The sequence below is a fragment of the Sphingomonas endolithica genome, from assembly GCF_025231525.1.
GTDB classification, from domain to species: domain Bacteria; phylum Pseudomonadota; class Alphaproteobacteria; order Sphingomonadales; family Sphingomonadaceae; genus Sphingomonas; species Sphingomonas endolithica.
Map to the genome: position 1 here is coordinate 2508753 of NZ_CP103057.1, position 26588 is coordinate 2535340.

Below are 26588 nucleotides of genomic sequence, written 5' to 3' on the forward strand. Positions count from 1 at the left end.
AATGCTGGGGCCATGCGCCTACGCCAGACGCAAAAAATCCCGCTAAGTCTTTCGACTTGCGGGCTGTGTTGGTTGCGGGGACAGGATTTGAACCTGTGACCTTCAGGTTATGAGTACTGTAGCTCAATTTACGCACGTGTTCTTACTTCTACCTTCTTTTACGTTATACTAGGCAGTTAGCTTGACTGTAAGGCAGGCATGCCGCTCGTGATGTTCTCGCGCCTTCGCGCCGTTACTCTGCACCCTGCTTCCCAGGTGCTTCCTGAAACGGGTCCGGAAAGTGCGCAGGTATCAGGAGACTTTCATGACCAAGTTGACAAAGGCCATCGTGGAGGCAGCAACCGTCCACGACAAGGAATTCCTCTGGGATGATGATGTCCGAGGCTTCGGCATCCGCTTCCTGACCTCGGGTCGCCGGGTCTGGGTTTATCGCTACCGCGATGAGAGTAATAGCTGGCGGCAGCTCAAGATCGGTGAAGTAGGTATTCTGTCACTAGCGCTAGCGCGCGAGCAGGCGCGTTCCGCCGCTGCCAAAGTCCAGATGGGCGGCAGCCCCGCCGCCGAGCGCGATGCTAAGCGCCGGGTCTTGAGTGTGCGCCAACTTGCCGAAATCTTCGATGACCGTCATGTCGCGCTTTGGGTGAAGCCGAGCACAGCCGCCGAGTACCGTCGATCTCTCCAGACATACATTTTGCCTGCCATCGGGGCTAAGCGGGTTGACGAGGTGACGCGGCAAGACATTGCCAGGCTGCATCGTGATCTGGGACACAAGCCGACGCAGGCTAATCGGACGATTGAGGTAGTCTCTAAGATGTTTGGGCTGGCCGAAGAATGGGGCCACCGGCCTGAAGGCACCAATCCGCGTAAGGGCATCAAGAAGTACCCGGAAAGGAAGAGGGAACGCTTCCTCAGCGGAGCCGAGCTCAGCCGCGTTGGCGAGGTGTTGGCCGAAATGGAGGCGGAGCGGATAGAAATGCCTTCGGCCATTGTTGCCGTGCGTCTGCTGATGCTCACCGGATGCCGGTTGAACGAGGTCATGACACTGCAGTGGGATTACGTCGACTTCAAGCTTGGGTTGCTGCGGCTTCCAGACTCCAAGACCGGCGCGAAGGACGTACCGGTTGGCGACCCAGTCCTCGCTGTGCTGCGCCAGATCTTACAAGTTGACGGCAATCCGTGGGTTCTAACAGGCAAGCTGCCCGGCGGGCGCCTCACAGATCTGCAGCCATTCTGGCAGCGGGTGCGGGAGCGTGCCGGGCTAAAAGATGCGCGCATCCACGACCTCCGCCACACCTTCGCGTCAGTTGCCGCCGCCAGCGGTATGTCCTTGTTGGTTATCGGTAAGATCCTGGGTCATGCAAGCGAGCAAACCACCAAGCGCTACGCCCATCTGGCACGCGGCACGGTCCGGGACGCAGCAAGCGACGTGTCAGCATCAATCTTCCTCAGCATGTCACCCGGGGCCGAGGGTAGCCTTGACCATTCTGAAAAGGGACTGGTCCCATCACACTGATGGGACCAGTCCCTTTTCCCGAATATCGTCTCGAGTAGCTTGCTCGTGCGCGGAGCCACGGCATCGTATCCGCGATATAACAGGCTATACGCCACCCACCGCGGGCTGGCGCGGTTTCGAACAAAACCGGTTTGTAGATTGAGCTATGACGCCATTCCTTGCCGTTCAACCCACCAGCCACAACCAGTTTCGTGCACTGATGCTGTTCGGCCGGAATGTTGCTTCCTATAAGTTCGCGCTGGCGAAGGCGCTGCTCGAGGTAGCGCGCGGTGGCCCTGACTTGATCAAACTGGAAGAGCTAGCCGGTCCGTACACGCGCCATCTGCGAACGCATCTTGCTCAAGCAGCAAAGCAGGCAACCAGCCAATCCAGCCGTTTTTTGGAAGCTTGCAGAGGGGCAAACGCTGGGAATGTCTCTGACGACGAGCTGCAGTCGATCACGGTGTCGCTCGGCTTCAACAACGTCATCGATGCCTTCCATCGTCTCGGCTCTCAGGAGGTCGAGCAGCGCTTCTTTCTCGACGAGCGCTCCACAACCGCCGGCATCCGGATCACAAATGCGCTGCAGGCACTCGCACATGACCCTGCCGCCGCCGACCTCGGGTCTGAAACTGAGGCGCGGTGGTGCTTAGTGGAGACCGCGTGGAAACTGGGCGTCACCAGCTCCCTCATAGCGTATGATAACGAAAGCCAAGCATTCACCGCCGCAGACGGATCGCGACGCGTAGCAGTGACGTCCGCTAGGGCGGCGCTGAATGGATATCAGAAGGGTCGCTGCTTCTACTGCTTCACGCCCGTCACAATCGAGCCAGGGCGGCTTGCTGCCGACATAGACCACGTTTTCCCGTGGGCACTCCGACTGCTGCTGAGTGGCAACCCGAACGGTGTCTGGAACCTCGTTCTAGCCTGCCGCCACTGCAATCGGGGAAGCGCAGGTAAATTCGACTGCGTGCCTGCACTAGAACTCGTTTCTCGCCTGCACCGTCGCAACGAGTTTCTGATCACCAGCCACCATCCGTTAGGCGAGACGCTGATGGCACAGACAGGATCAACCTCAGCTCTCCGAGTAACCTTCCTGCAGCGCAACTACGACGCGGCTAAGCTGGCGCGAATTATCGAGTGGAACGCAGCCATACAACATGACGCAGCGTTCTAGCCGAACGCTGTTCTCGCAATCACGGCTGCCCAGCGCGTCGATTGGTTGTCGTAGCCGCTGCCCTGCTGCTCTTCGACCTCTAACGATGACCAGGCCCCCGCCGCGATGTATGACGCGACAAGTACTTCTCTGGACGGATAGTTGTAGTAGCGGCCGAACTGATCCCTCCCCTCTCCTGCCCCGGTTTTATAGCTAGCATAGAAGAGCCCGCTGGGTTTCAGCGCACGATGCACACGCGTCAGGATGGTCATAAGATCGGCGATAGGTACGTGCAGCAGAGACGCGCTAGCCCAGACGCCGTCATAAACGTCTTCATCGGCGAGGTCCTCGAACATCAGCACCTCCACTGGTCGGCCTAGGAAGACAGCTGCCTCCTGCGCCATCTCCGGCGAGCCATCAGTCGGTACCGCGTCGAAGCCGCGCGCTAGCATAGCCGCGGCGTCGCCACCGCCCCCGCAACCCAGTTCCAAAACCCGCGCGGCTGGCGGAAGGCGGTCGAGGAAGCCCATCAAATCACGGTGCTGCTCGCCCCGATAGCGGGCGACATACTTGCTTGCGTCGGATCCGTAGAAGGCAAGGGTCGCGCGATCGTGCATTATGTCGCCATACAGTTACAGGCGAAATTGTTAAAAGCCTTCGGTCCTTGTGACCCATAAGACGCCGTTCAGGCCGCTCTGTGCGTTCCCCAAAACGTACCACTTGTTCATTTAGGCCGAAAGGCCGCTTTCAAGCACGGCTGCATTAGCAGGAACGGCAATGTCTGGTGGTGGAAACCGTCGGTGGCGCGACCGAGGTGCTGCGGAAAGTCACGTCATCAGTAGCGTGAAGATGTGAGCAGCAACGAAGAAGAGAACACACAAGACTGGAACATCGTTGGCGTAGACGATTTCGTCTCCTACGGCCCAGCGTTGGGATGCATGATCGTGCCGGCGTGTGGGATTGCTCTGCTACTGTCTTGGTTGATCAGTCGCTTTGGCGCACCAGCGTGGACAACCTACGTGATCGGTCTCTTATGTGTGACTCTTCCGTTTGCTGCCTTCACATGATGGACTTGGAACAAGAAGGCTATCCGGATGCAGGACGGCCGAGTGCTGCAAGTTCGCGCAGGAAGGCGGTTCGCTTTAACTCTGTGGCTCGTGGCTGCGCTCGTAATTCTCCACCGTTTCTTCACCTGGTGAATTGATCACAGCCTATGGCGGGTCGCTCTTTGTAGACCGCTTTCTAGCCGCCGATGGCTGAACGTGGGCGCTGCCGCTCCGTTCGCTCTCCGCGTCCGCTCTGGCGATCGTAAACACCGCGACCTGGTAGAAGTTACGGTTGATCGAGCGCTGCACCGCCCTCTCCGACGGGCGGCTCCGTTGATCCTTCGCTCTCGACAGCGAAGAGATTGAAGGGCAGCTCGAACCGCTCCTCGGGGGCAACAACCGCTGGCGTCGGCGCTACCGACCCAGGAATCGGAGCTGGAGATTGCTCCGCCGCTGCCCTCAGCGGCACAGCCTGCGCCTGACTATGCTCGGGCCGGGCCTTAACGACGGTGATGCTAGCTTTGGCAGGCACACGCTCTACTCGCTCTGCGGGCAACAGTAACCACACCGCGACCGCCGCCGCCGTCGCGAACGGCCAAATCAGTAGTCGGTCGCCAGCTAGACCACCTTTGCGCTCAGACATCAGCCGCAATGAGCGCCAGTATAAAGAGAGTGATGCTTGCCTGCATGCGTGATCCCGCCGCCCGCCCTTACGCACCAGCCATCGCCAGCGGTACGGATCGGGCCAGCCTGGTAACGGTATGCACCACGCTGATAAGCGGGCTGAGAGTAGTTTTGATCGCCGCGCCGCTTTCTGTACAGCGCCACCCCGGTGTCGCGCGTCACGCCCCAGGTCGAGCCGCCATGCAGCATCAGGGCGCAATTGGCGCCGGTCTGCGCATTGTAGTACAGTTGAAGCTGTCCGATTTTCTGCCCGTTGGCGGTGAAAGGAACATACTCGACCAGCTTACCACTGCAACCACCGCCTCCGTCCGCCGCTTTGGCCTGCGGCGCCATCACGTACAGCGAAACACCCGCAATCATCGCACCTGCCAACAATAAACCCTTCATCATGCCGAGCTCCTTAGACCTTCGTTTACTTATAAGGTGATGGACGCACACTTCATCAATGGTTGCAAGCCCAATGCTTCTGTAGGTGCTGGTAGAGCAAGGGCACTAAGTGCAAAGAAGACGGCATCCAGCCCCGCTTGCGTCGGCCTTGCAAAGCGAGGCGCCCCCTACCCGGGGACTAGCCGAACACACTTGCACCACTGACAGCCATTCCCACGGTACTAATCGATGGCGAGGCGTGCTGCACTGAACCGCAAGGGCTCCAGCAATCATAGCCGCCAGAAGCGCTCGAAATCGTACAAGCCCGGCTCGCCTTTCAGAGTGACGGCTGAGACCCACACTCAGACATTCAGGGCGCCCACCCCGCTCCCCGACTTCGGACATTCATTCAGACGATGCTGCACGTCCGCAATTAGGCCGTTATCGGTCTGGCAGCTTCGAGTGCCGTGACCGCTTATGCGGACATTCGCAGAGCTAATCGACCGAAGGCGCTGCGCGGCCTAGGCGAGCCGCGCGGGACCTATGATCTCACAGCTCTACCGCGTGTCGGTCATGAGCCGGCCTCCGCAGCGCCATCACGCCTCCCTACTCGCAGCCATTGCTGGAGACGACGATCAGCGTCGCGTGCGGCATCGAAGATCTTTAGGAGCGATTTCCCACCATCCATGTACACCGACATCTTCTCGATAACGCGAAGGGCTGCAGCGATCTCCCGCAATTCCGCGCAGGCGGCCGCATCTCCCACGCCGGCGCCGATCGAGGCTACGTAGAAGAGCGCTTCCCCACGCTCGCTCGCCTCCGACTGCGCAGCTTGATAGATTGAGCCGCTCGAATCTGCATCAATCCGCTCGATCAGGCCGCTGAGGAGCTTGGCCTCGGAGACGACCACCGCCCTCTGATCGGCCACCACCTTGGCGTTAAACCTTCCCGGCCCGAGGTACTTGGCGCGGACTTCCTCGACGATTTGCTCAGCATCCTGGATTGCGCCGAGAACCTCGAGGCTGGGTCCAGAAAGCATGGGACGTTCCTGTGCGATCACTTCCAGTGCCGAAGCGAGCTTGTCCAAAGGCTCAACCAAGGCTTCCAGCTCGTGGGGCACGCTCGCGGCGAAGCGGCGCGCAAGGTCGGCCTGATGCCCTGCAGTCCAGCGAAGATTCTCGGCCCATGGGTTCAGTTGGCGAAGCTTCCGCTCAGAAACCATCAAGTCCACCTGAGCCCAGAAAGGCGCCAGTCCTCCGAGGAATTCCGCCTCGGGCGAGGTTTGGCCGTGAGCCGTGCTCCAGGAAAGCACCGCCTCGATTACGTCGTCTGGTGCCATGGGCCGGGCCGCCGTTAGCAGGCGGTGATAGGGAATGCTGGAAGCGTAGTAGATGGGCTGGGCGCCTTTCGGAACCGTGATCGCCGCGACGACCTTGTTCTCGAAAACCGCAAACCGGATGCCCGGCGTGATCGTGGGCCGGACAAGATTGAAGATACCTTCGAGACGCTCGCGAATGCCACGCCGGACAACATCCTTTCCCCCTTCCGGAATACCGATGATCTCGCCGCTGTCTTCTACACCTAGAAGGATCACGCCCGCATTGGACGTCGCGAACGCCGCAATTTCCTTGGCAAGATCGCCGGCGTGCTTCGGGAACTCGCGCTTGAACTCGACTGTTTGAGTTTCACTCGCAGCCGCCAGGTGCGGCAATTCACGCGTCAATTCAGCGTCGGCCCAGCTGGGGTGTTCGTTATCCATGCCGGACAGGATGCCGCTTTATCTCGCCTCGTACCAGCAGGATTAGATCCACACCTTCCGCGCTGGTCTTCCATTCGCTCCCTGATGCTTCGCACCACGGCCCTCGTGGAACTCGGCAGGGCCAGCGCTCAGAGCATCGCAAGCAGCCGATCCCTAGGCGGAATCGCAAAGGAGCTTTTGCATGTTGCAAGTGACGGGAGTTGGGCCGGTTTCGCACTGACGGCTTCGGGGCGACCGAAACGAAAAGCGGACGTTTGTTCACGCCGCTGTCGAAGCCGCCAAGACCCAGATTCGGACCTAAAGCGCCGGTCTGCCGCGACCCGAGAGCAGACGTCCATGACAGCATCGGCTCGCCCGATCAGGCGATGCCGCACTATTCCAAAGCAGGCAGGCCCACTGGTGTGAAGAGCAACCTTGGTGGGACTGCCTTAGGTTGCGACCGGAAAGGGACATACGGTCGCGATTGACGTCCGCGCCCGTCGCGGCGCTTACTGGGTGAGATGAGCACAACGATTGCAGCCCTCGCCACCGGGGCCGGATATCAGGCAAGCCGCCCGGCTCCGACGGGCCCCGCCTCGACCGCCGGGTCCGTCCGCAACGCCCGTTTCGGGCGCTCCGACTCCCGGGCGGCCCCGGTTCGCCGGAACGCGGCGAGGATCAGCCGTCCGTGATCGACTGGAGACACGGCGGCTGGACCGGCAGCATCGACCGCTGGGTTGCACGCGAAGTCCGTGACCAACTCCGCGGCAGCCCTGCGGTACGGCGCGCGCGCTACGGCTGGACGCACCGCGCCCTGCGCAGGCTCCTGGTGCCCGGCTCTATCGCGAGGTTCCTCGCGGCCTATCTGGTGGTCGATGTGCTACTCGTCGCCGCCGAAGCGCTGGCTGCCTCGACCGTCCCGGGTTGGCTGCCAAGCTGGTCGACTGAAGCCGCGATCCCCGACATCAAGCCGACGATACTATACGTCTCCAGCTACTTCATCGGCGCGCAGGTAGGGGTCCTAGGCGCCGTCTCGCTCGCGCTGGCGCTAGTCACACTTATCGCGCAGCGCGAGAACGCCTCCACCGACGTTCAGATCTACTACCGCGAGTCGCTCGCGTTCGAGACCGTCGCGAGCTGCATCGCGCTGCTTATGGTGCTCTGCGCGCAGCTTCTTTGGCCCCTCCAATTCGCCCTGCACCTGACCGGGCTGGGCACCGCCTCGCTGCTCTTCAAGCTGGTACTGCTCGGGCTCCATACCGGCTGGCTGCTCCTCAACCTGGCCGCGGTCGGCCAGTTCATCTCGACCACCTTTCGCTTCGTGCAGCAGCCCGCCCGCGAGGCGCTCAGGGAGCGCTACACCGCCAACCTGATCCAACCCAGGGACATGACGGCGCGCCTGCGCGAAACGCTGTTCTCCCAAGGAAGCCGGCTCCTAGAGGACGTGGCAACCGACATGGCCGAGCAGGACAGGCCGCTGGTGGCGTTCGATTTCGACTTCGGGCCGCCGATGGAGAACGAGATTGAGACGGACTTCCGGCACCCCGCCGCGCTGCGGGACGTCCGCATGACCTGGGTCCGCTGGGTCGTGCGCCGCTGGTCGCGCCGATGCATCGCCGCGACGCCTACCCGGACCGAGACGGCGCGGAGCCTGAGCGACCGGGGCCCAGTCCTGTCCTTCAACCTGCGGCTCGATCGCCGGGTCACCGGCCGGGTCGCCTGGTGCCGACGGCGCGGCGGCGTTCCCCTCGATTGGCTCGAAAAGGAAGTACTCGCGCGCGCCTTCGTCTTCCAGAGGACCGGCGATGAAGGCTGACCTACCCACCCCAACGGAGATCCTGGAGGAACTCGCCGACCGGGTCGCGCAGCAGATCGACCGACGGGTTCCCATTGCCTTCGACAGCGCCCTGAGCGAGATGACGCGCTATCACCGGTTTCTCCTCAGTGCGAACGCCTCACGATCCGCCGACGGGGCCCCGTTCAGCTATGCGGAGATCGCTGGCAACGCTTGGAACCCGCCCCACCGGGACTGGGTGCGGCAGTATTCCCGGCTCATCGCGCGAGCCGCGGAGGCGATCCCCGACGACGACCACTTCATCCGCTCGCTCACGCGCGTGCCGATGCTCCTGCTGCCTCGCCCCGGTGATCCCGCCCTGCCACCCACGGTGATCCAGGTGCTACTCGACCTCGGCCCCATGATGATGCATCGCGTAGAGGGCTGGGTCACACGGCGGACGACAACGGACACGCCTCCGGGGGGCAGCGCCACCCCACGGATCACCATGGCCGGCTCGGACGCGAAGGCGTACGCCAACGTGCTGCCCGACATCGTCGGGGCGTGGGCGAGCCTCCTCCAGGTCGTGCCCAGCGTGTTCGACTGGAAGGAGCGGAGCGACGCGGACGACGCACGCGCGTGGTTGTCGTTCAGGGCGGCCTGGCCATTCCTCTGGCAGCACCTGTCCAACACCGCCTACTGCCTCGCGGTCGCGGTCTGGAACGAGGACGACGCGGCCGCGGCGCTGTTCCGCGAGGCGCTTGTGCGCTGGGCCGATGCGCTCGACCACCGCCTGCCGGAGCATGCGGAGCTGCGGTGGCGCAGACTGGTCTACCCGGAACTGCTGGATCTCGACTGGGCCGCCGCCACCGCCCTGGCGGCACCCCTCGCCTACGCGCACTCGCCATCGAGCCGTCCGGGCGAACTGTTCGCGGCCGTCCTGCGCGACTGCCACGCCGACGTGCTCCTGGTGACGGCGGCGCTGCTGCTTAGGTGGACGATGGAGGGAAAGCAGGCCTCAGGCATCGGCGCGAGGACGGCGGCCGAGCTGGGGCGGCGGGAGGGCGCCTCCGACCAGGAGTTCCGCCCGGAGAGCCAGCCCCCGGACCTGCGCAAGGCGCTGCTCGACTTCGCCCGCATCGAACTCGCCGGATCGGGATCCCGGGACCGCAGCCACGGCGCGCGCCTCGACGAACTCGTGCGCTCCCTCGACAACATGACCGAACGGCGCGTCGTACCCGGTCGCTTCTTCACCCCCTCGACGAGCCACGCGTGGGACGACCTGCGGCTCGCCACCGTCGCGCTGCTCACCGCCGCGGCCGACGTCGGGGGGACCGAGGCGGCGGTCCGGGGCGTCGGCGAGCTCGCCGCCCGCGAGGACCTGCTGCCGCGCGCCGACGCCTCCTGTCGCGAACTGGACGGCGCGCTCAGGAACGTCGAGGAGGCGGCCGGCCGGGATTGGCCGCAAGTCGCATCGGCGTTCGCGCTGCTCAGGCCAGGGCGGGACCTGGCGGCGGCCAAAGCGGCGCTGCTGAGCTCGATCGCGGCGGCGCGTGCCGCGATCGAGACGGCGCGGCTCGCGAGGCTCAAGGCTCGACAGGTCGACAGCGCGAAGCTGGAGGCGATCCGCGCGGCCGCCGAGGCGAGCCTGCTGACTACCCCGGCGAAGGTGCCGTTGTTCCGCGACGTGGTGGTGGAGAGGGTGCAGGGCGTATTGGACGCCGCGGACCGCACATTCCGCGTGAACGGCGTCGCGAAGGCGGGTCTGGTCGAACCGCCGATGGAGCCGCCCTCGTCCAACTTCGACGGTTTCATGGCTTCGCAGTTCGCCCAGGCAGCAGGGCGGCAGGCCTGGCACTTCTTCGCGGCAAGGCCGCGCCAGGTCGTCGAGATGCCCCACGAGCTGGACTCGCCGGAGTTCTGGAACGAAGTCACGGCAAAGGCCGGGCTCGTCGGCCCGGAACCCGTCCTGGTGGTGCCGAACGGACTCGCGGCGACGTCGATCCGGCTGCGGCAACCTGGCCAGCCGAGGGATGAGGCGTCCCGACAGGCCGAGCAGCGGGCACGGCAGGCGACGGGAGCATCCTACCTGGAATCCGTGAACGGCGTAGACGTCTACGGCGCCGACTTCGAGGCGGTCTCTTGGCTGTTCTCCGCAACGGCGATGAAGCGCCTTGTTTACTCCGAAACACCGGCCGGCAAAGCTGACGCGTCAATGGTCGGGATCGACTACGCACTCGACGACGACACCTCAGGAACCCTGTCCCTTTCATATCGGCAGTTGGTCCAATTCGAAGATTGGCCGGTGTTCGAGTTCCGCACGACGCAAGCGTGCGTTGAGGTGCCAGGGCCGCAACCAAACGAAGGACCCAATCGGCCAATTTCGCAGCCACGCGGGCTCCTCAAGTCGCTACTCGGCAGCTTCGGGCTGAGAGGTTGAGAAATCACGGTCGTTACGAACCGGTGAAGCCACCCGATCATCTTGCGGCCCGCTCCATCACAGCGCTTTCCCGATCAATCGCCATTCTGGAAGGCGGCGGTGATGCCGCCGATGGAATTGGCCGAAACGATCTTGGCGAGCCGATCGAGATGTGGGGTGCAGCGCCCGCACCAGTCCCAGCCGGCATAAGCGCCGGTCTGGTTCTTGCACTCCTAATAGTGAAAGCAAGGCACGCCGTCCTGCCGGATGCGCTCCCGCCACTCGCTGTTGATGCGGGGCGAATCCCCAAGCCGTGCCACGACGCCGCTGATCAGCGTGATGCCGTGGGCCCCGTCGATCCCGCTCTCGTCGAAATAGGCTATCTGCATGGTATAGGGACGCCCGCGGTTCAGCTGCGATGCTCGCGGGTGAGACCGCCGATGCCGAGCTCGAACCCGGCTCCCGCGCTTTTAAGGATGTTGACCAGCTCGAGGCTGGCGTGATGCGCGCGGAGCGCCTCATCGCGGGTGCACGGTTCATCGCCGTAGCGGATGCCCGGCTTGCACTGGATGGCGGCCACCTGCGCGGTGGCGTCGAAGCTAAAGCCACAGGCCCGCAAATCGTCACACAGCTGCCCGAGCCCGTGGGTAAACTTGAAGGTCGCGCCCTTCTTGTCGATCGCGGCTTTAAGGACCTTTTCCGCCGTCTGGAGCGATGCCCATTTGAACTCGCCGTAGCGCCCGCCGGGGTCCAGCAGGCTCCTCACAGCGACGGCGACGTCGCCGCGCGCAATGTGCATCAGCCGGTGGCCCGTGGTCTCGAGCGTATAGAGCGCGGGCACCGCGATCTCGAAGATCTCGCCCAAGCCGCGCAGCGCGGTGTCGGTCAGCCGCGCCGCCTTGGCCGGTGTCATGTGGGATGCGAGCTGCACGATGTTGCAGAGGACGGGACCGCGCGTGATTCCCGGATTGGGGATCCACTCGCGCGACAGGACGAACCGCGCTTCGCCGAAGATCCGCGGGACGCGGATTTCGTAGAGATCGCCGTCGAGATCGACGACCGCCATGCCCGGGCACAAATCCGTCTTGATGCGGTCGCCGTAATTGTCGTCGTACCACTGCCGGATCGCTTCGGCGAGATCGACATTCTCGCGAAGATCGTCGGGCAGCCCTTCGGCTGGTCCGCCAAGCGGGATGGACAGATTGTACTTCATGGATACTTCGCGGACCGCCAGCAGCGCGCGACTAGGGATCTCGATCCCTTCCACTTTCAGCTTGGCGTCGATGTCGGCCATCATCGCTTCGAATGCTGGACCCCTGCTGTCGGGCCTCCCATGTGTCATCGAATCGTCCAGTCCGTCCGAACTCTGCGGAACAAAATAGGTCCGGATGCTCGCATGCGCTAGTGCGGTGCAATGCCTGACGGCGAAAACTGAGCCTCGGCCAAGTCACCGCCGTCGTTGGTTGCGGCTGAGGTGTCGATGTTTCACCATGCGTGGATGAAAATGAGCGAGAACCGATGACCGAAAGCAGCGAAGACGAGCCGGAGGACGACGAAGTGCCGCCTCCCCCCGCACCACGCAGCTGGAGCAACTGGCAGGCGGCCCGCGAGGGCGCCAAACCGCTGCAGATCGTCGAGATGCGGCTCTATTCCGACGCCTGGTTCACCGCCGAAGCTTATGATTTCGGGCCGTACAGCTTCCTCAACACAGTGCCGCGCACGCGCCACGGGACGATATACGATCTGAAGCCCGGCATCGTACTGCGCTCCGGGCTGATGTTGATGCCCGACGCGAGTATCCCGCGGTTGACCAGCGACGATCACTATCACGGGGGGACGCTGTTCGACGAAGTGGCGGCGCTCGCCGCGCTGCTGCTCGAGGTGCGTCTGATCGCCGGACCGATAGACCGCGAGTTCGGCATGAACAGCGATCCGCTGGGACGCCCGCGCGCCCACGATGCCTCGTTCATGCCGTCGTTGCCGACCCCGAACCAACGACCGCAGATCCCACGGCTGAACGGCCAGCGTGCGCTGACCGACCTTGCGCGGCTTGCGACCTATCCGCTGCTTTCGGCTGCGGCGGCGGTCGCGCTGGTAAAGGCGGCGCGGCTCTATCAGAACGCGCTGTGGATCGCCGATTCCGCGCCGGAGACGTCGTGGCTGCTGTTCGTTTCGGCGATCGAAACTGCGGCCGCTCATTGGGACGGCGACACCAAGACGCCGTTAGAGCGGCTCTCGATCACGTACGGGCCGATGATCAAACTGCTGGAAAGGAACGGCGCTGAAGCACTCCTGCCGAAGATCGCGAAGATCCTGAAGGGCGTGATCGGTGCGACCAACAAGTTTCTGACCTTCATGCAGACCTTCGCGCCCGATGCCCCGGCTGAGCGTCCGCAATGGGGGAAGCTCGACTTCAGCCCAGAAGCGCTCGCACCGGCGCTGAAGCGGGTCTACGATCTGCGTTCGCGCGCGCTGCACGCCGGCATCCCGTTCCCCTTTCCGATGTGCTACCCGCCTGACATCCCAGTCGGCACGGTGCCGGAGGAGGTTCCGACCGGGCTGGCGGCCGGCGCGATGGGGGCAACTTGGGCTGTCGAGGACACGCCAATGCTGCTGCACACCTTCGCCTTTCTCTCGCGCGGCGCGCTGCTGAGCTGGTGGGAGACGCTCGTGCCCCAAGGCTCCGAGACCCAGCAACCGCCGTTCAAGGTCTCGCCCTACGGCTGATACTGCGGCGGCGGCCGTCGGTCTTATATGGAGCTCAGGTGACGGTTTACAAAGGCTCGTCCGCCCGATGCGCTGCTGAGAGCGGAGAGCCGTAGCGCGTGCAAGTGCGAGCGAGCGAGCGAGCATTGGCGATTTGCAAACGCGACCGTCAAATTTAGCTCCGATCAGTTCGAAGGCGGCGGGGTGTCGCCTGAACCGGCAAATTACTGGGATTGCAGGGGACGAGCCGAGCAGCTGAGCCTGAACGAGGGGCCGCTTTCCACGTTGGATGCCTGTAAACGGCCGGCCGCTGTCCACTAAACTCTCTTGATCTGAGCCTTACTGAACGAACGGCGGCTTTCGGGATCAGTTTATCGCTGGTCGAACGGCCGAGATCGGGCGCTTAGCTGCCGCGTCGCGAATCCACTGCTCGCTGCGGCACTCTTGGGCGAACATTGCGGTTGCGAGGCTTAACAGCCAGTGTCTAACTCCGACGAGAAACAAAGGGACGGAAATGGCCGAATACAAGGTCAGCCGCAGCGGCGTCGTGCTCGAATATCGCGCGACGCTTCAGGGCAATGCCTGGATCATGGATGAGCTCAAGACGGGCGAAGTCGAGATCAGCTCGGTGTTCACCTTCACGCCCGACGATCTCCTAGAGAAGCCGACTCAAGAAGAGATAAAGGACGATTTCCCGTTCACCTATCGCTTCCGCCTCGCGGTCGCCGGCCCGAGTCACTATTTCATCGCCGGCCGCAAACTCGGCATCGACCAAGACGTGCTGATCGCCAAGAGCGGTGTCGAGTGGCGGCGCAAGTTGTTCGTCGCCGAGCGCAACATTTCGATCTTCAAGCGGATCGCGAAGCTGATCCTGGAAGCGAAGGAGATCGTCATCGGCGGGAAGCGCGAAGACGCCATCCCGATCGAGGCGTTCGAAGACCTGATCGCGCGGTTCCCCAACACCTATGAGATGGACCGCTACGCCGAGACGCGGGTCACAAACATCATCGGCGAATATATCGAGCCCGAGCGCGACTTCCGAGAGCAGTACGAGACCTACCTGAGCAGACGCAAATCGAGGCGCAGCGACACGCCGCTGCACGCCAAGGAATTGCTCACCACGGAGATCGAAAAGTTTCAATTCGTCCGGGACACGCTCAAGGCGTGGCTAAAGGCCGGGGACAAGAGCGAGGACCAGTGGCAGAAGGCACTGCTCTCCATCCTGCCGCTGATCTTCCCCAAGTATGTCGCGGTGATCGAGAAGGTGCCGATCGAGGATCGCTACACAACGCCAGGCAAGATCCACCACCGCGAGATCGACATCGCGCTAGTCGACGTGAACGGCAATATCGACGTGATCGAGATCAAGAAGCCGGAAGCCGACATCCTGCTCAGGAAGACGCTCTACCGCGGCAACTATGTGCCGACCGGCACCCTGTCAGGGACGATCATGCAAGCCGAAAAATATCTGTTCCACCTCAGCAAGGGCGGGCTGGCGAGCGAGGAGAAGATCACCCAGAAGTTCAGGAAGCTGCTCCCGCCCAATCTCAGGATTCGCATCACCAATCCCAAGGCGATGTGCATCCTCGGGCGCGACCGCAAGGACAATGGTCATCCGGCTTTCGACGAGGGGCAGTCCGCCGACCTGGAGGTGATCAAGCGGAAATACGCCAACATGATCGACATCATAACCTATGATGATCTGCTGCACCGCCTCGACAACATCCTTGCCTCGCTGAAGCGTCGCAGGGCCAACGGACTGGATGCGACGACTCTGTAGAACCGCCAGCTATTGGCCGGGGATCGGACGCGCCGCGGGTCGCTGCTCGCCGAACAAGAGCCAGAGAGAGCGAAACAAGGGCAGCAGTTCGGCAGCGTCGAAATGGTCGAAGACCAATTCGCCGAGCGGCGCGCCGTCGCGCCAAGCCGCAGCCGAACGATATTCGTTGGGGAGCATGAGTTGCGCGCCGTGCACGCCCACGATGGTGGCAAATACCACCCAAGGTCCGCGGACTTCCTGCGCGTTGAGCTTGGCGATGCTGCTTCGGACCATGTCGAGCAGCCCTTCCTCGAAACTTTCGGGCCAGACGATTGCCTGATAGGCGATGGCGTCCCTTTGACGCACTGCGCCGATCGTCCAACCGGCATCCATGCGGCCGCGCCAGTGATTGACGGTATACGCGCGCACTTCCGGCATCGGCCGCTCTCCGTCACTGCCCTCGGCGAAGGGCGTATGCACAATTAGGCCGTCGAGCGAGTGGATCCAGCTAAACGCGCTGACCCGAACCGGGAGCATCGCACTTTCGTGCGTGAAGGCGATTTCGCGCGCTTCGCGATCGAACGCCAGAGGTACGATAGACACGATAGCGCGGGGCTCGCGAGTTAGCCGAAACGGCATGTCGTCGCCCTCGGCCGCCGCGACCGCGGCAGCGTGCAACGCGCGAAGTCGCGGGATCAGCTGTTCGTTGGCGGTGAACGCCTGGCGCAACTCATGTGCGTCCATTTCGTACTTCCCGGCACTGTTGCGATTGAAATAGTTGCGACGATCGCCGTTGCGCACAGCGTGCGGTGCGGCGAGGCTGGCGCGCACGCGGATGGCGATGACGTGCCGGCCGTTGGCGAGCGGAATGATGCGGAGCGCAGTGCCGCCGAGCCGTGGGTCGGTCCAAGTGCGCAGGATGCTTTCGAGACGGAGAATCTCGGCGTCGAAATCGTCGATTTCGACGCCGAGCACGTCGCTCGCCACACCGTTGCTTTCTTCGATGCCGACCAGGAAGTCGCCACCTTGCGCATTCGCCATCGCAACTATGTCGCGTAGGAATTCTGCCACGTTGGCATCGCCTCGACCGATTTCTCGCTTGAACTCGAGCGTGCGATGTTCTGCAACCCGTGCAGTGACAAGTGCGACCAAGTCCGATTCTTCGATCTCGTCGAGCAGTTTATCGATCATACCGCGATGCTAGCGGAAACCGGTTCCAATCGCAGCACTATGACGAGTATCTTTTGCGCGACATCAATCGCGCTTTGGGCGCGCCCAAATGACGGGACCATAGCTCATCGATACGGCGCCACCCGAGCTCCAGCCGGGCATAGCGCCGACTTCATTGACGCAGGCCCGCCCAACTTAGCCACGAGCGCCCCGCAAACGCTCGGTGGTCCCTGGCGACACAAATGCCATACGGGGATGGGCAGCTGTTCCCGACGAACTTGGCCGTCTAATCCCTGTCGAACGTGATGGGCGAACGACCGCTGTCGAGATCGCCCGTCTGCTGGTCCAACGACCGATCATGGCGCGCGAACCCGAACATTTTCCAAATCTGATCGCTCCGAATAAAATCCTCAATCGCTCGCGCATGGGTCGCTTTGATATGCAAAATGGTGATTTGAAGGCATTGCTGAGAAATCGAATTGTCGTGGACTGTCGCCGGGGAGACCTTGTATTTGACGAACAGTGAAGCCTTTTACCGCTTTCATCGCTTCAACGAGTCGTTCGACCGCAATCTCAAGGTCACCATCGGCGCGCTGGAAGGGCTTCGTACCGGCGTCTTCGCGGTCACCACAGGCCGTACCAATCTACCGATAGGCAACGAGCCTTGGCGCAAGCTTACCGCGCTCGTTGATCCCGTGGCCGCTGCCGAAAGCGCAATCCGCCTGACCGCGACCATGGGGATCGTGCGCGTCAGCGCCGCGCTCGATGACTTCTTGGTGATATTAGAGGCAGATTTCGACCGGACCGCCTTCACGCGGTCTGGTGCGACGGCGCCATCAATGCCGCTGCCGCGTCAGTTTGAAGGTCTCAAAATTCCGGAAGCCGCGGCAAAACTTGGTCTAGACCCTTCACCGCTGGCCTATCTCATGCCCTTCCACCGCTATTTTACGTCGGCACGCAACTGCATCGTTCACCGCAACGGTCGTGCCAATGCCGAGCTCGTCCAAATCGCGCGATCGCTCGAGCTAAGCGATTGTCACACCATGTGGCCGACCCGCCGGGGCACTCCAGTCCCCGCCCTTCCGGTGATTGAGGAAGGGGCCGAGGTCGACTGGCTCCCCCGTCACGCGATCCTGTGTCTGTCAGTCTATTATGCGGCCGCGAAATGGCTCAACGACCAGTGGGTGGCGGTTCTGGGTCCACCGGGACTAGTTTACATGGCCGCGCATTATGCCTTGCTCGATGCCGACCCGGTCGCATGGCGCCGAGGTCGGTCGGTAGAGACTGTGATACGTACAGCACTCGATAACCGGTATCGCTACCGCGCGCTGACTGCGGTGGAGATAATCGACGAGCTGCGTACAATGGATAAATGGCGCACCTGCTCGGCGGCATTTGCCGCCCGCATGGCCGGAAACGCATAGCGATAGTTTACAAAACCGACACGAGCGGAAGGGTGCGAGGTGACTCGCTGACGCCTCTAGAGCTCAAGATTATGAAGGCAACAGTTGGATTCCAACGACAGCTTTTGGAATTGCTGATCATTGTCTTGAATGACCGAAATTGGGCGCGTAGCTGCCGTCTGATTGTGGATGAACGAACGTCCGCTTACGCCATCTAGGCGCCCGAAAGCGGCTGGGCTGCTATCCACCCAAACGTGGCGTGAAACAGACCCTAAACCACGAGCTGAGCTAGCCGCAGCTCCACCTCGGGCCAATTAGCAGCTAGATCCACGGTCGCTAAGCGGATCCGGTGACCGTGAACGACATAGGTCGTATCGAGCGCATGCCGCACCTGAGGGTAGAGCAGCATACCCTCCGCCACAGCCAGGTCCGGCTCCGCAATTGCGTCGTTCCGCAGATAAGCAAACAGCTGATAAAGGTTCTCTGAGCGGAAGCTTGGCGAGCCATGATGCTGCTGAAGCGCGTCGGCGTAGTACTTAGTGTCGATGATGATCCGCCGAGCCGCGCTCTCGAGGTAAACATCGGTCCGCATGACTGGCAGCCGCCCAACCCCATTCGTCGCTACCGAAACGGCCTGCCATTCGAGCTGGTAAGGCTTCACTCGGAACGCACACTGGCTCGCACGATAGTAGTTGCGGACGAAGCCCTCAAAAACTCGCGCCATCTTCCGTTCGTCACGAAGCACATTCTGGAAGCCGTACCCTGATCCGGCTTTATCTGGGATCATGCACGCGAACGCCAGCTCGCAGATCTTGAGCAGCAGATCATAGCGCGCGTTGTTGCGATGGAGCTGAACCCGGGCAAAGGCGGCGGCGCTCAAGCTGATGTCAGCAACGTCAGCCATTCGAGTCCAAAGTCGGTGCAGCTCTCGAGCCAGCGACGGATCAATGCTATTGGCGTTACGCAATCGTTTCAACGATGCTTTAAGCAGCTGGTTGTGCAGCAGGTCATGGCTGAGCTCATCATAAGCGCAGTGTACCCGGCGCATGTTGCGCGCCTGCAGCTTCAGGGTCGAACCAAGCTCGATGTGCCCGCGAATGGTACTCATCTCCTCCTCATAGGGCAAATACCCACGATCGAGGCCGCGCTTGAGGAGGGATCGGGTGCCCTCGGCCAGAACACGGGCGAGTAAGTTCGGTAAGTCCGGGCTTTCCTCTGCGCCTATTGAGATCGCCTTCGCCTCTTCGAACCGGTTCCAAGCGTAGCAGAACAGGTAGTAGAGGTTGCGGATCGGGATCGTTGGTTCGGTCAAGCGGCGGCCAGCAACCGAATTTTCCAGCTCTCGGCTTTCTCTGGCGCATCAAACCAATATTCCTGCAACAGCGGCACAAGCTCAGTGCGCACCACGCGGCGGTACCAGTCAGTGTCGCTTTCGCCGACGCTAGGCGCCGCGCAGAAGAAGCTGTGCCCGATTGCGAAACCCGGTCCTAGGTTGATGGTATCGCCGATGATCTCGTCGTTGAGCTCGCCGACCCGAACGCGAAGCATGCTGCGGACATCAAGACCGATGCCAAGTCCCTCCAGATGCTCGTCGAACCTAGGCGAAGCGAGATTGGGCATCAGCGACACGAACGCGAAGCGACGCCGTAGCGCATAGTCGACCACTGCGAGTGAGCGGTCGGCGGTGTTCATGAGCCCCATGAGGTACACGTTCGGCGGCACGTGGAACGGCACTTTCCCAGAGGCCAGCGGCATCGCCCACTTCGGGTCACGCTTGTCAGACTCGATGAGCAGCATCAACTCGCCAAAGATCTTGCTTAGATTGCCGCGGTTGATCTCATCGATGATGAACACATGAGTATGCTTCGGGTCGGCCTCCGCCTTCCGACAGAACTCGACAAACTTGCCGGGCTTGAGTTCGAAACCCTGCTCCGCAGGCCGAAAGCCCTCCACGAAGTCCTCGTAGGAATAGGACTGATGGAACTGAACGAAGCCGACCTTGTCTCGATCTTGAATGGCCATCAGAGCGTAGGCCAATTTGTGCGCAGCAAAAGACTTACCGACCCCTGGCGGCCCCTGTAGAATGATGTTCCGCTTGGCGCGCCAGAGCAAAAGAATGTCCTCAGCCTCTTCCCGACTCAGGAAAAGGTCGAGCAGCGCATCGTCGAGAGTATAGGCCGCCCCTTCCTCGCCGCCCTGGTCGAGCACGACCTGCTGCTCATCGATGTAAGGCAAATTCTCGCCGGCGAGCTCGACATAAGCGCGGTTGAGGATCGACCGTAACGTTGGAGTGACCTCAGTGAGATACGCGCCCTGATTCAGGCCGCGGCGGCTATTGTAGAAAAGCCCCTTCTGCCCGCTCTCAGCCAGTTCCTTTAGCTCGGTAGCGAACGGCTCAGCTTCAAGGAACGCTTCTCGAACCAAAGGCGGGTCGAGCTGCTGGTGATCGATCAAGGCAATCCGGTAGGCCGGTTGGTCGGCCCAATCGCTGTCAGCTAGACCGACAAAGCTCTGATCAGCAGCGCCTTCAACCAGCGACACACCTGTAATCGCCTGATTGTCGACGAGGTGGAACACGACGTCGCCAGGCCGGACCTCGAGCATATTGGCATAAATGTTTTTGCCATCCTTCGAGCGCTGGGGTGACCAGAGAGCTCGGCCAAGCGCGTGCTCACCCGACAGCCGATCGGCGCGACCACTCGCGATCGTCTTCTCGATCCAGAAGCGCCTAGAACTCACGCTTGCGTTATCCCCAAATACCTCAGCCCATCCGGTGCTGTTGCGAAACCAGTCTAGATCCTGCGACTGATCGCCGAACGTGAAAGCGATCAGCCGATCGGCCATGTCATGACCTTTAGTAACCTGCCAGATCGTAGCCCGGTAAGTGTAGAAGTACCAATCACGAGCGTCGAACGTCGGATCCCATTCGACCTGAACTCGCTCACCATTGCCAGGGTTCGCTGTGATTACGCCGCGTGCTTTGATGCGCATCACGGAGACATTGTTGCCTCGCCCATCAAACGGCAGGTTGTGCTTCTGAACGAACGCCGCCTTGATCGCGATGCGTTCGCCTGGTCGCATCGATTTAACGTGCGCCGCTTCCGCATCCGTAGGCGAGCTAATTTCCCAGATGCCGTCACGCAGAAACCGCTCGACCTGATCCTCACGCCGGCCGAATGCGGCTCCGACGAACCAATAGAACGTTGCAGCGTCCGACATCTCTTCATTTCCCGACGATTTCGCAACGTCCGACGCTAGCTCATCAGGCCAATACGCGGTCCCACCCGCAAAGCGCCGTAATGTGTTCGGCTTTGCCTCCAACGCATCAGCCAATGCTGCAAGTGAGACCGCGGTGTCGTGAGGAAGGCCCAGTGCGACACGGTCGGGCCCTTTTCGAACCCAGCCTGTTGGCTTGAGATTGCTAACGGCCAGGAACGTCTCCGTTGCGTCGATCGCGCCTGGTCTCTTGCGACCGCAGCGAACCTGCCGGCCGATGTTGACGTGATACCAGTCCAGGCCGGCATCATGCAGGATGCGAGCGACGCGCGCGAAAGCCTGGCGGTCATCGTCAGACCAGTTCGCCGACCAGGCCGAAAAATCCTCTTTTGCCATAAACCGGCCAAGAAGGTCGTCATTGTCGATCATGCCGCTATTCACCCTTCACCAAACGCTGGCTTACATCCTTGATGGTATGAGGCGTCAGTACCGCGCAAGCACCTAATTCGGATCGATCAACCAGAGTCGCAGATTGGCTGGTCGAGAAGCGAGTCTGGCCGACGCGAGGCTATCCTAACAACAACATCGTTGGAGCGTGCACTGTCCCGATCGTCCTGGCCCACGGCGGATATGCAGCGACTGGATCGGAAGCCATCCGGGGGATGTAAGTGGTCGCACTTCGGCATGATCAATTAAAATACTTGGCAGTTGGGTCGTCGTCCTCTTCTTCGGCAATAGAGATCCTTGCACGCGCCGCGGGTGAGAACCCCAGCTCAGAAACGAGCGAGCGCATGATGATTGCCTGCTTGTTTAGAATGGCAAGCCATGGTGACTGAAGAGGCGTACCATTTGGCGACTTGATCACAGCAGGCGTGAGATTGATCATCTCAACGGCCTTCTCGTGCAGCGCCTGCGCGACGCACCAGCTGGCCAGGATCGCTCCGTCTATGCTCTTCAGCAGACCAGCAGGTGCATGCTCGAGCGAATGCGCCCAGATCTCGCCTTGGCGCTGATTGAAGTGGCTGGGCGGGGCGCCGAGCTGGCCAGTTGCAATGGGCTCCCCTGCCCGCTCCTGCATGCGATAGGTGCGGCCCTCAACAAGCTTAAGCTGCGTCGGCTTACGCTTTCGGCCGGAATTTGAATTGCCCGCCATTACCGCTGCCCTTCGCGTGCGCGCTGATGCTGCACAGAGGCGAAACTATGCTTGCCGCCATCCAGCACAGCTTCTTGTCCGGTGAACTCCTGCCAGCGCCGCACAATGACATCGACAAAGCGGGGATCGATCTCGCAGAGGCGAGCGACTCGCCCATGGGTCTCACAGCAGATGAGGGTGGATCCCGAACCACCGAACAAGTCGAGCACAGTGTCGCCGGTTTTGGTGGAGTTGCGCAGCATACGGGCAATCAGCTCGACCGGCTTCATTGTTGGATGTTCCGCGGAGCGCGCGGGGCGGTCGATCCACAACACCGAAGGTTCAAGCGGTTGAACCTTCAAGTCGGTCCCAGAAACTAGCAGGGACTCCTGGCCCACGCGCACCAGTATTGTGCCATCCGCGTTTTGTGAGAAAACCGATCCACTTAATTCGCTGATGGTGGTCGCCTTGCGGCCGCCGTACCAGCGATGCCGCGCGCCCGGCTTCCAACCGTAGAGCACCGGCTCGTGTTGCCACTGATAATCCGACCTGCCGAGCACCAGCGCGTTCTTGCGCCAGATCAGACACCCCGACAGTTTAAACCCTGCCGACCTGAACGCCGCTCGGAAAGCGAGGCCTTCGGTATCAGCATGAGCAACATAGCAGGGCGCACCGGCCTGCAGAGTCTCGAATGCCACCGACATAGCCTGACCAAGGAAGCTTTGGAACGCATCCGCCTCCATGTTGTCGTTAGCAATCTTGCCCGCCGCACCCTGGTAATCGACATTGTAGGGTGGGTCGGTCCAGCACGCGTTGGCGAGTTGACCGGCCATCAGTACCGCCACCTGATCCGCTGCCGTGCTATCGCCACAGAGCACGCGATGCGCGCCAAGCTGCCAGACGTCACCGACACGCGATACGGGCGTCGGTTGAAGGCATGGAACGTCGTCAGGGTCGGTCAGGAATCGTGACTTCGCAGGATTGAGCGCTTCGAGCTCGGCTTCCGAAAAGCCCGTCAGGTCCATGTCAAAGCCAAGCTCTTCGAGCTCGCACAGTTCGGCCGCGAGTAGCTTCTCATCCCAGCCAGCGTTCAGAGCCAGCTTGTTATCGGCGATAATGTACGCTCGCACCTGCGCGTCAGTCCAGCCGACCGCCTCCAAGGTCGGAACCTCCGCAATACCGAGCTTTTCTGCCGCGAGCAGCCGGCCATGGCCGGCGATGATCCCGTCCGTTTCAGCCCTAATCAGCACCGGAGTCGTCCAACCAAACTCCTGAATAGACCGAGCGATCTGTTGAACCTGCTCGTCCGAATGCGTGCGTGCGTTGCGCGCATAGGGCACGAGGTCAGCAACCGAGCGCAGACGGGGTCGCGATGACGGCCATGCTACTGAATCGGCGATGGCACCGTCGGGAGCGGCACAAGGAGACGAGCCTCGCCCGAATACCACCCGATTGCCCTTTCGTTTACCCGCGAGATTAGTCATCATACCCCCTGGTCGCATTTTTCGTTTTTGCGCTTTTTTTGCCCCTCGCCGGTGTCCGGCGAAAAGCTGCAGGGTTTTTGCCCCCCCCTCCGGGGCACGAGGAGCGCCCGCAAGATCGTGCATTAGCTCAGATCCCGACTGCCACGGGCGAAGGCTGCGAGCGCCGCGAAGCGCTCTGGCCCGTCAGGTAAGCTGCAGAGCCGAGCGTACTCAGCGCGCTCGGCCTCGCTGCTGAGGATTCCCTTTACAGGATTCTGTCCGCCTTTCTGGCTGGCATCATGCCGACAGCTTGGCGGGGTAGTAACGCCAGTTTGACTGCCCTGCCTGGGGCCGATCAGCTTAAAAGCGCGAACGCGCCGACCACGCCGTTCTATAGTGATTTTTTCGATGTGCCCTCCGTTGATCAGCAGCGGCAGCCAACGTGTGACACTGCGTTCGCTCGCACCGATCGCTAAGCCCATGGTCCGATCAGTTTGCCAACAGAGGCTGCTTCGATTGCCGAGAGTGGCCATGTGAGCAATCAAACTGTCCGCACCACGACAGCCGGTGCGTATGGCGCGCGCGTGATCAACAAGTCTATACTTGGTCGAGGCGAGGGGACGATGCTTGGAGTGTTGATCTGAGCTCATGCCCAACACCGCGCATCACTGTGATTGCGCGCTTCATACGCCTTTATGTCGGACAGGCTATATCGCACCGCACCTCCGATAGAGATCCAGGGCGGACCACCCATCGCTTGGAGGGGACGCCCCTTATCGCGATATCTGTGCCCTTGGAGTGTTCGCTTGCTCACGCCCCAGCGTTCAGCAAGTTGTTCCTCTGTCAAATACGACAGGGTCTCAGCTTCATTGTTTGCCATAATATCTCCAGCGTTGCTACGCTGGTCGACTCAAGTACACGCTATTCGACGATGATCTAGAACCCAGCGGTCCCATCAAAAAAATGGGCGTGACCAGCGGTCCCAGACCTTGAAAATTTCTGTGGATAACTTTGGCAACCATCTGCCTGCCCGCCGGATGGAGCGAGCGTTTTCTTCCCCGATCGCGAGCTGATCCCCCGCCGGGATGATGGATCCCGAAGGCCGCTCAGACCCGTTTGCTGTCATTCAGCGGCATCTTTCCCCTTCCCGGAAGCGGACGCTTGTTCATCTCGGCAGGTATGAGCTGGGCGCAGGTGGCGGGCTTGCAATGGATGGCTGGCCATCTCCTACGCAGCACGCGATCTGACGCGGACTTCTGACACCTTGAATTCTGCGGAAAACAGCCGTTTGCGAGTTGGTGTCACAACCGACGGTTGTGACACCAACTGATCAGCCACCCGCTGCTGCTATGACCCACAATTGGCCATTCAGCCGTGCTCGAGAGCTCCTCCAAACCAGCCGCAAGTTCATGTCCGTCGTATGGCAGTTATCAGGCCTCGCCGCTGAGAAGGTACATCCGCTCGAGATACGGATCCGATCACGCCGTTGCAGGAATAATCCTTAGCGCGCGTTGCAGCGCGACGGCGCGGACCTCGCGCTCTTCGTCGAAGGTCATAAGCGACAGATCGAGAGGGATTCCGAGGACGTCCTCGTCGATCACCGCACGTAGCCGATCTGCCCGTTCGTCGGACGGGCACAGGATCAGCAGGTCGATATCCGCAGCTCCGGCTTCGTCACGCCCGATAGAGCCGAACAGGTACCATTCGGTGTCGTCGGCGAGGGGGCCGAGCGCTGACGCGATGTCGCGCAGCGCCGCAATGCGGCGCGCGCGATTCACTGGCCGAGACGACGCATCAGGTCGCGAAACATCATCGTCTCGGCACCCATCGACACGGCCGCTGCGGTCGCGGCCGAAGTGACATCACCGTAGCTCGACATCTTAAGCGCGATGTCGAACGTCCCGAATTTCGCCCGCGCGCGCCGCACGTCTTCGGCGCTCATGCTATATGCGTCGATCAGCGCGATCGTAAGTGCCGGACCCAAGTAGCGCTCGGCAATAAACACCGCGTCATAGAGCCTGGTAAGGTTCCTGACGTTGCCGTGCTGACCGATCGCGTCTTCGAAAAATCCGAACTCTTTGTTGCGATATCCCCACAGATTCCCTTGGCGGGCGGCACGGCCGAGATCGCCGAGCGAGCCGAAGCCCGCGGGCACGGCTTGGACCATCGATATTGCTGGTCCGCTCCAGGTCGCGCTTGACGGAATATTGACGACGAAGGCGGGCTTGGAAACGTGAGCGAGGACTGGCCGCACGTCGTCGGGCATGACGACGGGCTTGGCGCCGATCACGGCGACGTTGCCCTGCTGTCCTCTGCCTGTCTCGATCAACAGGAATTTCTCTGCGGTCCGGCTGACCAGCTTGTATCCGCCATGGCCGTCGATGTGACTGGCGACCCAGTCCGTCGGGCTGTTGTCTGCCATCGTCAGTGCTCCAGGATCGTTTGCATCGCGGCGGGGAACCGCGAGGCGTCTTCGTGGACGCCGCCGATATGGAGGGCCTCGAGGTCATCGATGTGGTGACGGAAATCCTCCACTACTGCCCGTTCGTCGTCGCGCAGCAGCGCGCGATTGGCAACGAGCTGCGCAAGCACACGATTGCTGTTGGGCAGGATCTTGGTGAGCATCTTGCGCCGCCAAGTCTCGGCAGCGCCGCTCTCGGGATTCCGTGCCGCCTCGATGTGCGGTCCATAGCGCTCAAAGGTGGCGTGGTTTTCATCGAGGAGCGGTGCGATCGCAGCGCGCGCGGCCGCCCGGTCCGCGAACTCGGTCACGCCGAAGACAGCAGCGAGCTTCTTCGCATGGTCGAACTTCCATCCCAGCATCATCGAGTCTGGAAAAGCGTCGGGCGCTTTGTCAACCATCGTGTGGCAATTGGCGCAAAGCAGAATGAGGTTGTCGAACGCGCCACGCTCGGCTTCGCTCAGCGTCGGGTTCGCGCGTGGCCCCTTATCGGCCGCGGCAAAAACATGCGCCATTTCGGCGACATGGATCAATCGTCCGTTCGCGTCGACGAAGAGGTGACGGGCACAGCCTGGGTTCTGACAATAGCCACCCGACGCCGCG

Annotated in this window: 21 protein-coding genes; 8 read left to right on the forward strand and 13 right to left on the reverse strand. The window is 61.7% G+C overall.

All coding sequences use genetic code 11. From position 1 onward, the window contains the following. Positions 1-304 precede the first annotated feature (304 nt). Together NV382_RS11800 and NV382_RS11805 are read left to right on the forward strand one after the other, a co-directional pair. Complete coding sequence (locus NV382_RS11800) at positions 305-1513, forward strand: tyrosine-type recombinase/integrase (protein ID WP_260596946.1); 1209 nt, start codon at positions 305-307, stop codon at positions 1511-1513. A gap of 145 nt (positions 1514-1658) precedes the next feature. Continuing rightward, entirely contained in the window at positions 1659-2669 is a 1011-nt protein-coding gene (locus NV382_RS11805) for an HNH endonuclease (RefSeq protein ID WP_260596947.1), read from the forward strand. Here NV382_RS11805 and NV382_RS11810 read toward each other — a convergent pair. From NV382_RS11810 to NV382_RS11820, 3 genes are all read right to left on the reverse strand, one after another. Beyond that, positions 2666-3265 carry a class I SAM-dependent methyltransferase gene (locus NV382_RS11810; protein ID WP_260596948.1) on the reverse strand — a complete coding sequence of 200 codons (600 nt, stop codon included), beginning with the start codon at positions 3263-3265 and terminating at the stop codon, positions 2666-2668. The two genes, NV382_RS11805 and NV382_RS11810, sit on opposite strands and share 4 nt — an antisense overlap. 1071 nt (positions 3266-4336) lie before the next feature. Then, complete coding sequence (locus tag NV382_RS11815; protein ID WP_260596949.1) at positions 4337-4768, reverse strand: hypothetical protein; 432 nt, start codon at positions 4766-4768, stop codon at positions 4337-4339. A 547-nt stretch (positions 4769-5315) separates the two neighbouring features. Continuing rightward, positions 5316-6503, reverse strand: coding sequence for an AlbA family DNA-binding domain-containing protein (locus NV382_RS11820; protein WP_260596950.1), 1188 nt, complete (start codon positions 6501-6503; stop codon positions 5316-5318). A 667-nt stretch (positions 6504-7170) separates the two neighbouring features. On the opposite strand from NV382_RS11820, the gene NV382_RS11825 reads away from it, so the two are divergent. Both NV382_RS11825 and NV382_RS11830 read left to right on the forward strand, forming a co-directional pair. Then, the gene (locus NV382_RS11825; RefSeq protein ID WP_260596951.1) at positions 7171-8298 is read left to right on the forward strand and encodes a hypothetical protein; all 1128 of its coding nucleotides are present in this window, start codon (positions 7171-7173) and stop codon (positions 8296-8298) included. After that, positions 8288-10696 carry a hypothetical protein gene (locus NV382_RS11830; protein WP_260596952.1) on the forward strand — a complete coding sequence of 803 codons (2409 nt, stop codon included), beginning with the start codon at positions 8288-8290 and terminating at the stop codon, positions 10694-10696. The genes NV382_RS11825 and NV382_RS11830 overlap by 11 nt, the downstream gene beginning before the upstream one ends. 212 nt (positions 10697-10908) lie before the next feature. Here NV382_RS11830 and NV382_RS11835 read toward each other — a convergent pair whose 3' ends face one another. Then, entirely contained in the window at positions 10909-11064 is a 156-nt protein-coding gene (locus NV382_RS11835) for a hypothetical protein (protein WP_260596953.1), read from the reverse strand. Between the two features lie 20 nt (positions 11065-11084). After that, entirely contained in the window at positions 11085-11969 is an 885-nt protein-coding gene (locus tag NV382_RS11840; protein ID WP_260596954.1) for a HEPN domain-containing protein, read from the reverse strand. 224 nt (positions 11970-12193) lie between these two features. On the opposite strand from NV382_RS11840, the gene NV382_RS11845 reads away from it, so the two are divergent. Both NV382_RS11845 and NV382_RS11850 read left to right on the forward strand, forming a co-directional pair. After that, positions 12194-13402 (forward strand): hypothetical protein, encoded by a 1209-nt coding sequence (locus tag NV382_RS11845; protein WP_260596955.1) that lies wholly within the window; start codon positions 12194-12196, stop codon positions 13400-13402. Between the two features lie 493 nt (positions 13403-13895). Continuing rightward, the gene (locus tag NV382_RS11850; RefSeq protein WP_260596956.1) at positions 13896-15161 is read left to right on the forward strand and encodes a Shedu immune nuclease family protein; all 1266 of its coding nucleotides are present in this window, start codon (positions 13896-13898) and stop codon (positions 15159-15161) included. 9 nt (positions 15162-15170) lie between these two features. Here the strand turns inward: NV382_RS11850 and NV382_RS11855 are convergent, their stop codons facing one another. Further along, complete coding sequence (locus tag NV382_RS11855) at positions 15171-16331, reverse strand: AlbA family DNA-binding domain-containing protein (protein WP_260596957.1); 1161 nt, start codon at positions 16329-16331, stop codon at positions 15171-15173. A 202-nt stretch (positions 16332-16533) separates the two neighbouring features. Between NV382_RS11855 and NV382_RS11860 the strand changes: the two genes are divergently transcribed. Continuing rightward, positions 16534-16836 carry a hypothetical protein gene (locus tag NV382_RS11860; RefSeq protein ID WP_260596958.1) on the forward strand — a complete coding sequence of 101 codons (303 nt, stop codon included), beginning with the start codon at positions 16534-16536 and terminating at the stop codon, positions 16834-16836. Further along, positions 16823-17734: a hypothetical protein gene (locus NV382_RS11865; RefSeq protein WP_260596959.1), complete on the forward strand. Its 912-nt coding sequence runs from the start codon at positions 16823-16825 to the stop codon at positions 17732-17734. Before NV382_RS11860 ends, NV382_RS11865 begins: the two co-directional genes overlap by 14 nt. A 250-nt stretch (positions 17735-17984) precedes the next feature. On the opposite strand, the gene NV382_RS11870 is transcribed toward NV382_RS11865, so the two are convergent. The 7 genes from NV382_RS11870 to NV382_RS11900 form a co-directional block, all read right to left on the reverse strand. Next, the gene (locus tag NV382_RS11870) at positions 17985-19025 is read right to left on the reverse strand and encodes a 5-methylcytosine restriction system specificity protein McrC (RefSeq protein WP_260596960.1); all 1041 of its coding nucleotides are present in this window, start codon (positions 19023-19025) and stop codon (positions 17985-17987) included. Beyond that, a complete protein-coding gene (locus tag NV382_RS11875; protein WP_260596961.1) occupies positions 19022-21358 on the reverse strand; it encodes an AAA family ATPase in 2337 nt (778 codons plus the stop codon). The genes NV382_RS11870 and NV382_RS11875 overlap by 4 nt, the downstream gene beginning before the upstream one ends. Positions 21359-21617: 259 nt before the next feature. Further along, positions 21618-22082 carry a phage terminase small subunit P27 family gene (locus NV382_RS11880; protein ID WP_260596962.1) on the reverse strand — a complete coding sequence of 155 codons (465 nt, stop codon included), beginning with the start codon at positions 22080-22082 and terminating at the stop codon, positions 21618-21620. Further along, positions 22082-23545, reverse strand: a complete 1464-nt coding sequence (locus NV382_RS11885; RefSeq protein WP_260596963.1) for a site-specific DNA-methyltransferase — start codon at positions 23543-23545, stop codon at positions 22082-22084. The genes NV382_RS11880 and NV382_RS11885 overlap by 1 nt, the downstream gene beginning before the upstream one ends. 1457 nt (positions 23546-25002) lie before the next feature. Next, on the reverse strand, positions 25003-25302 hold the full coding sequence (locus NV382_RS11890; RefSeq protein ID WP_260596964.1) for a nucleotidyltransferase domain-containing protein: 300 nt from the start codon (positions 25300-25302) through the stop codon (positions 25003-25005). Further along, positions 25299-25853 carry a hypothetical protein gene (locus tag NV382_RS11895; RefSeq protein WP_260596965.1) on the reverse strand — a complete coding sequence of 185 codons (555 nt, stop codon included), beginning with the start codon at positions 25851-25853 and terminating at the stop codon, positions 25299-25301. The genes NV382_RS11890 and NV382_RS11895 overlap by 4 nt, the downstream gene beginning before the upstream one ends. 95 nt (positions 25854-25948) lie before the next feature. Beyond that, positions 25949-26518, reverse strand: a complete 570-nt coding sequence (locus NV382_RS11900; RefSeq protein ID WP_260596966.1) for a hypothetical protein — start codon at positions 26516-26518, stop codon at positions 25949-25951. Between the last annotated feature and the right edge of the window lie 70 nt (positions 26519-26588).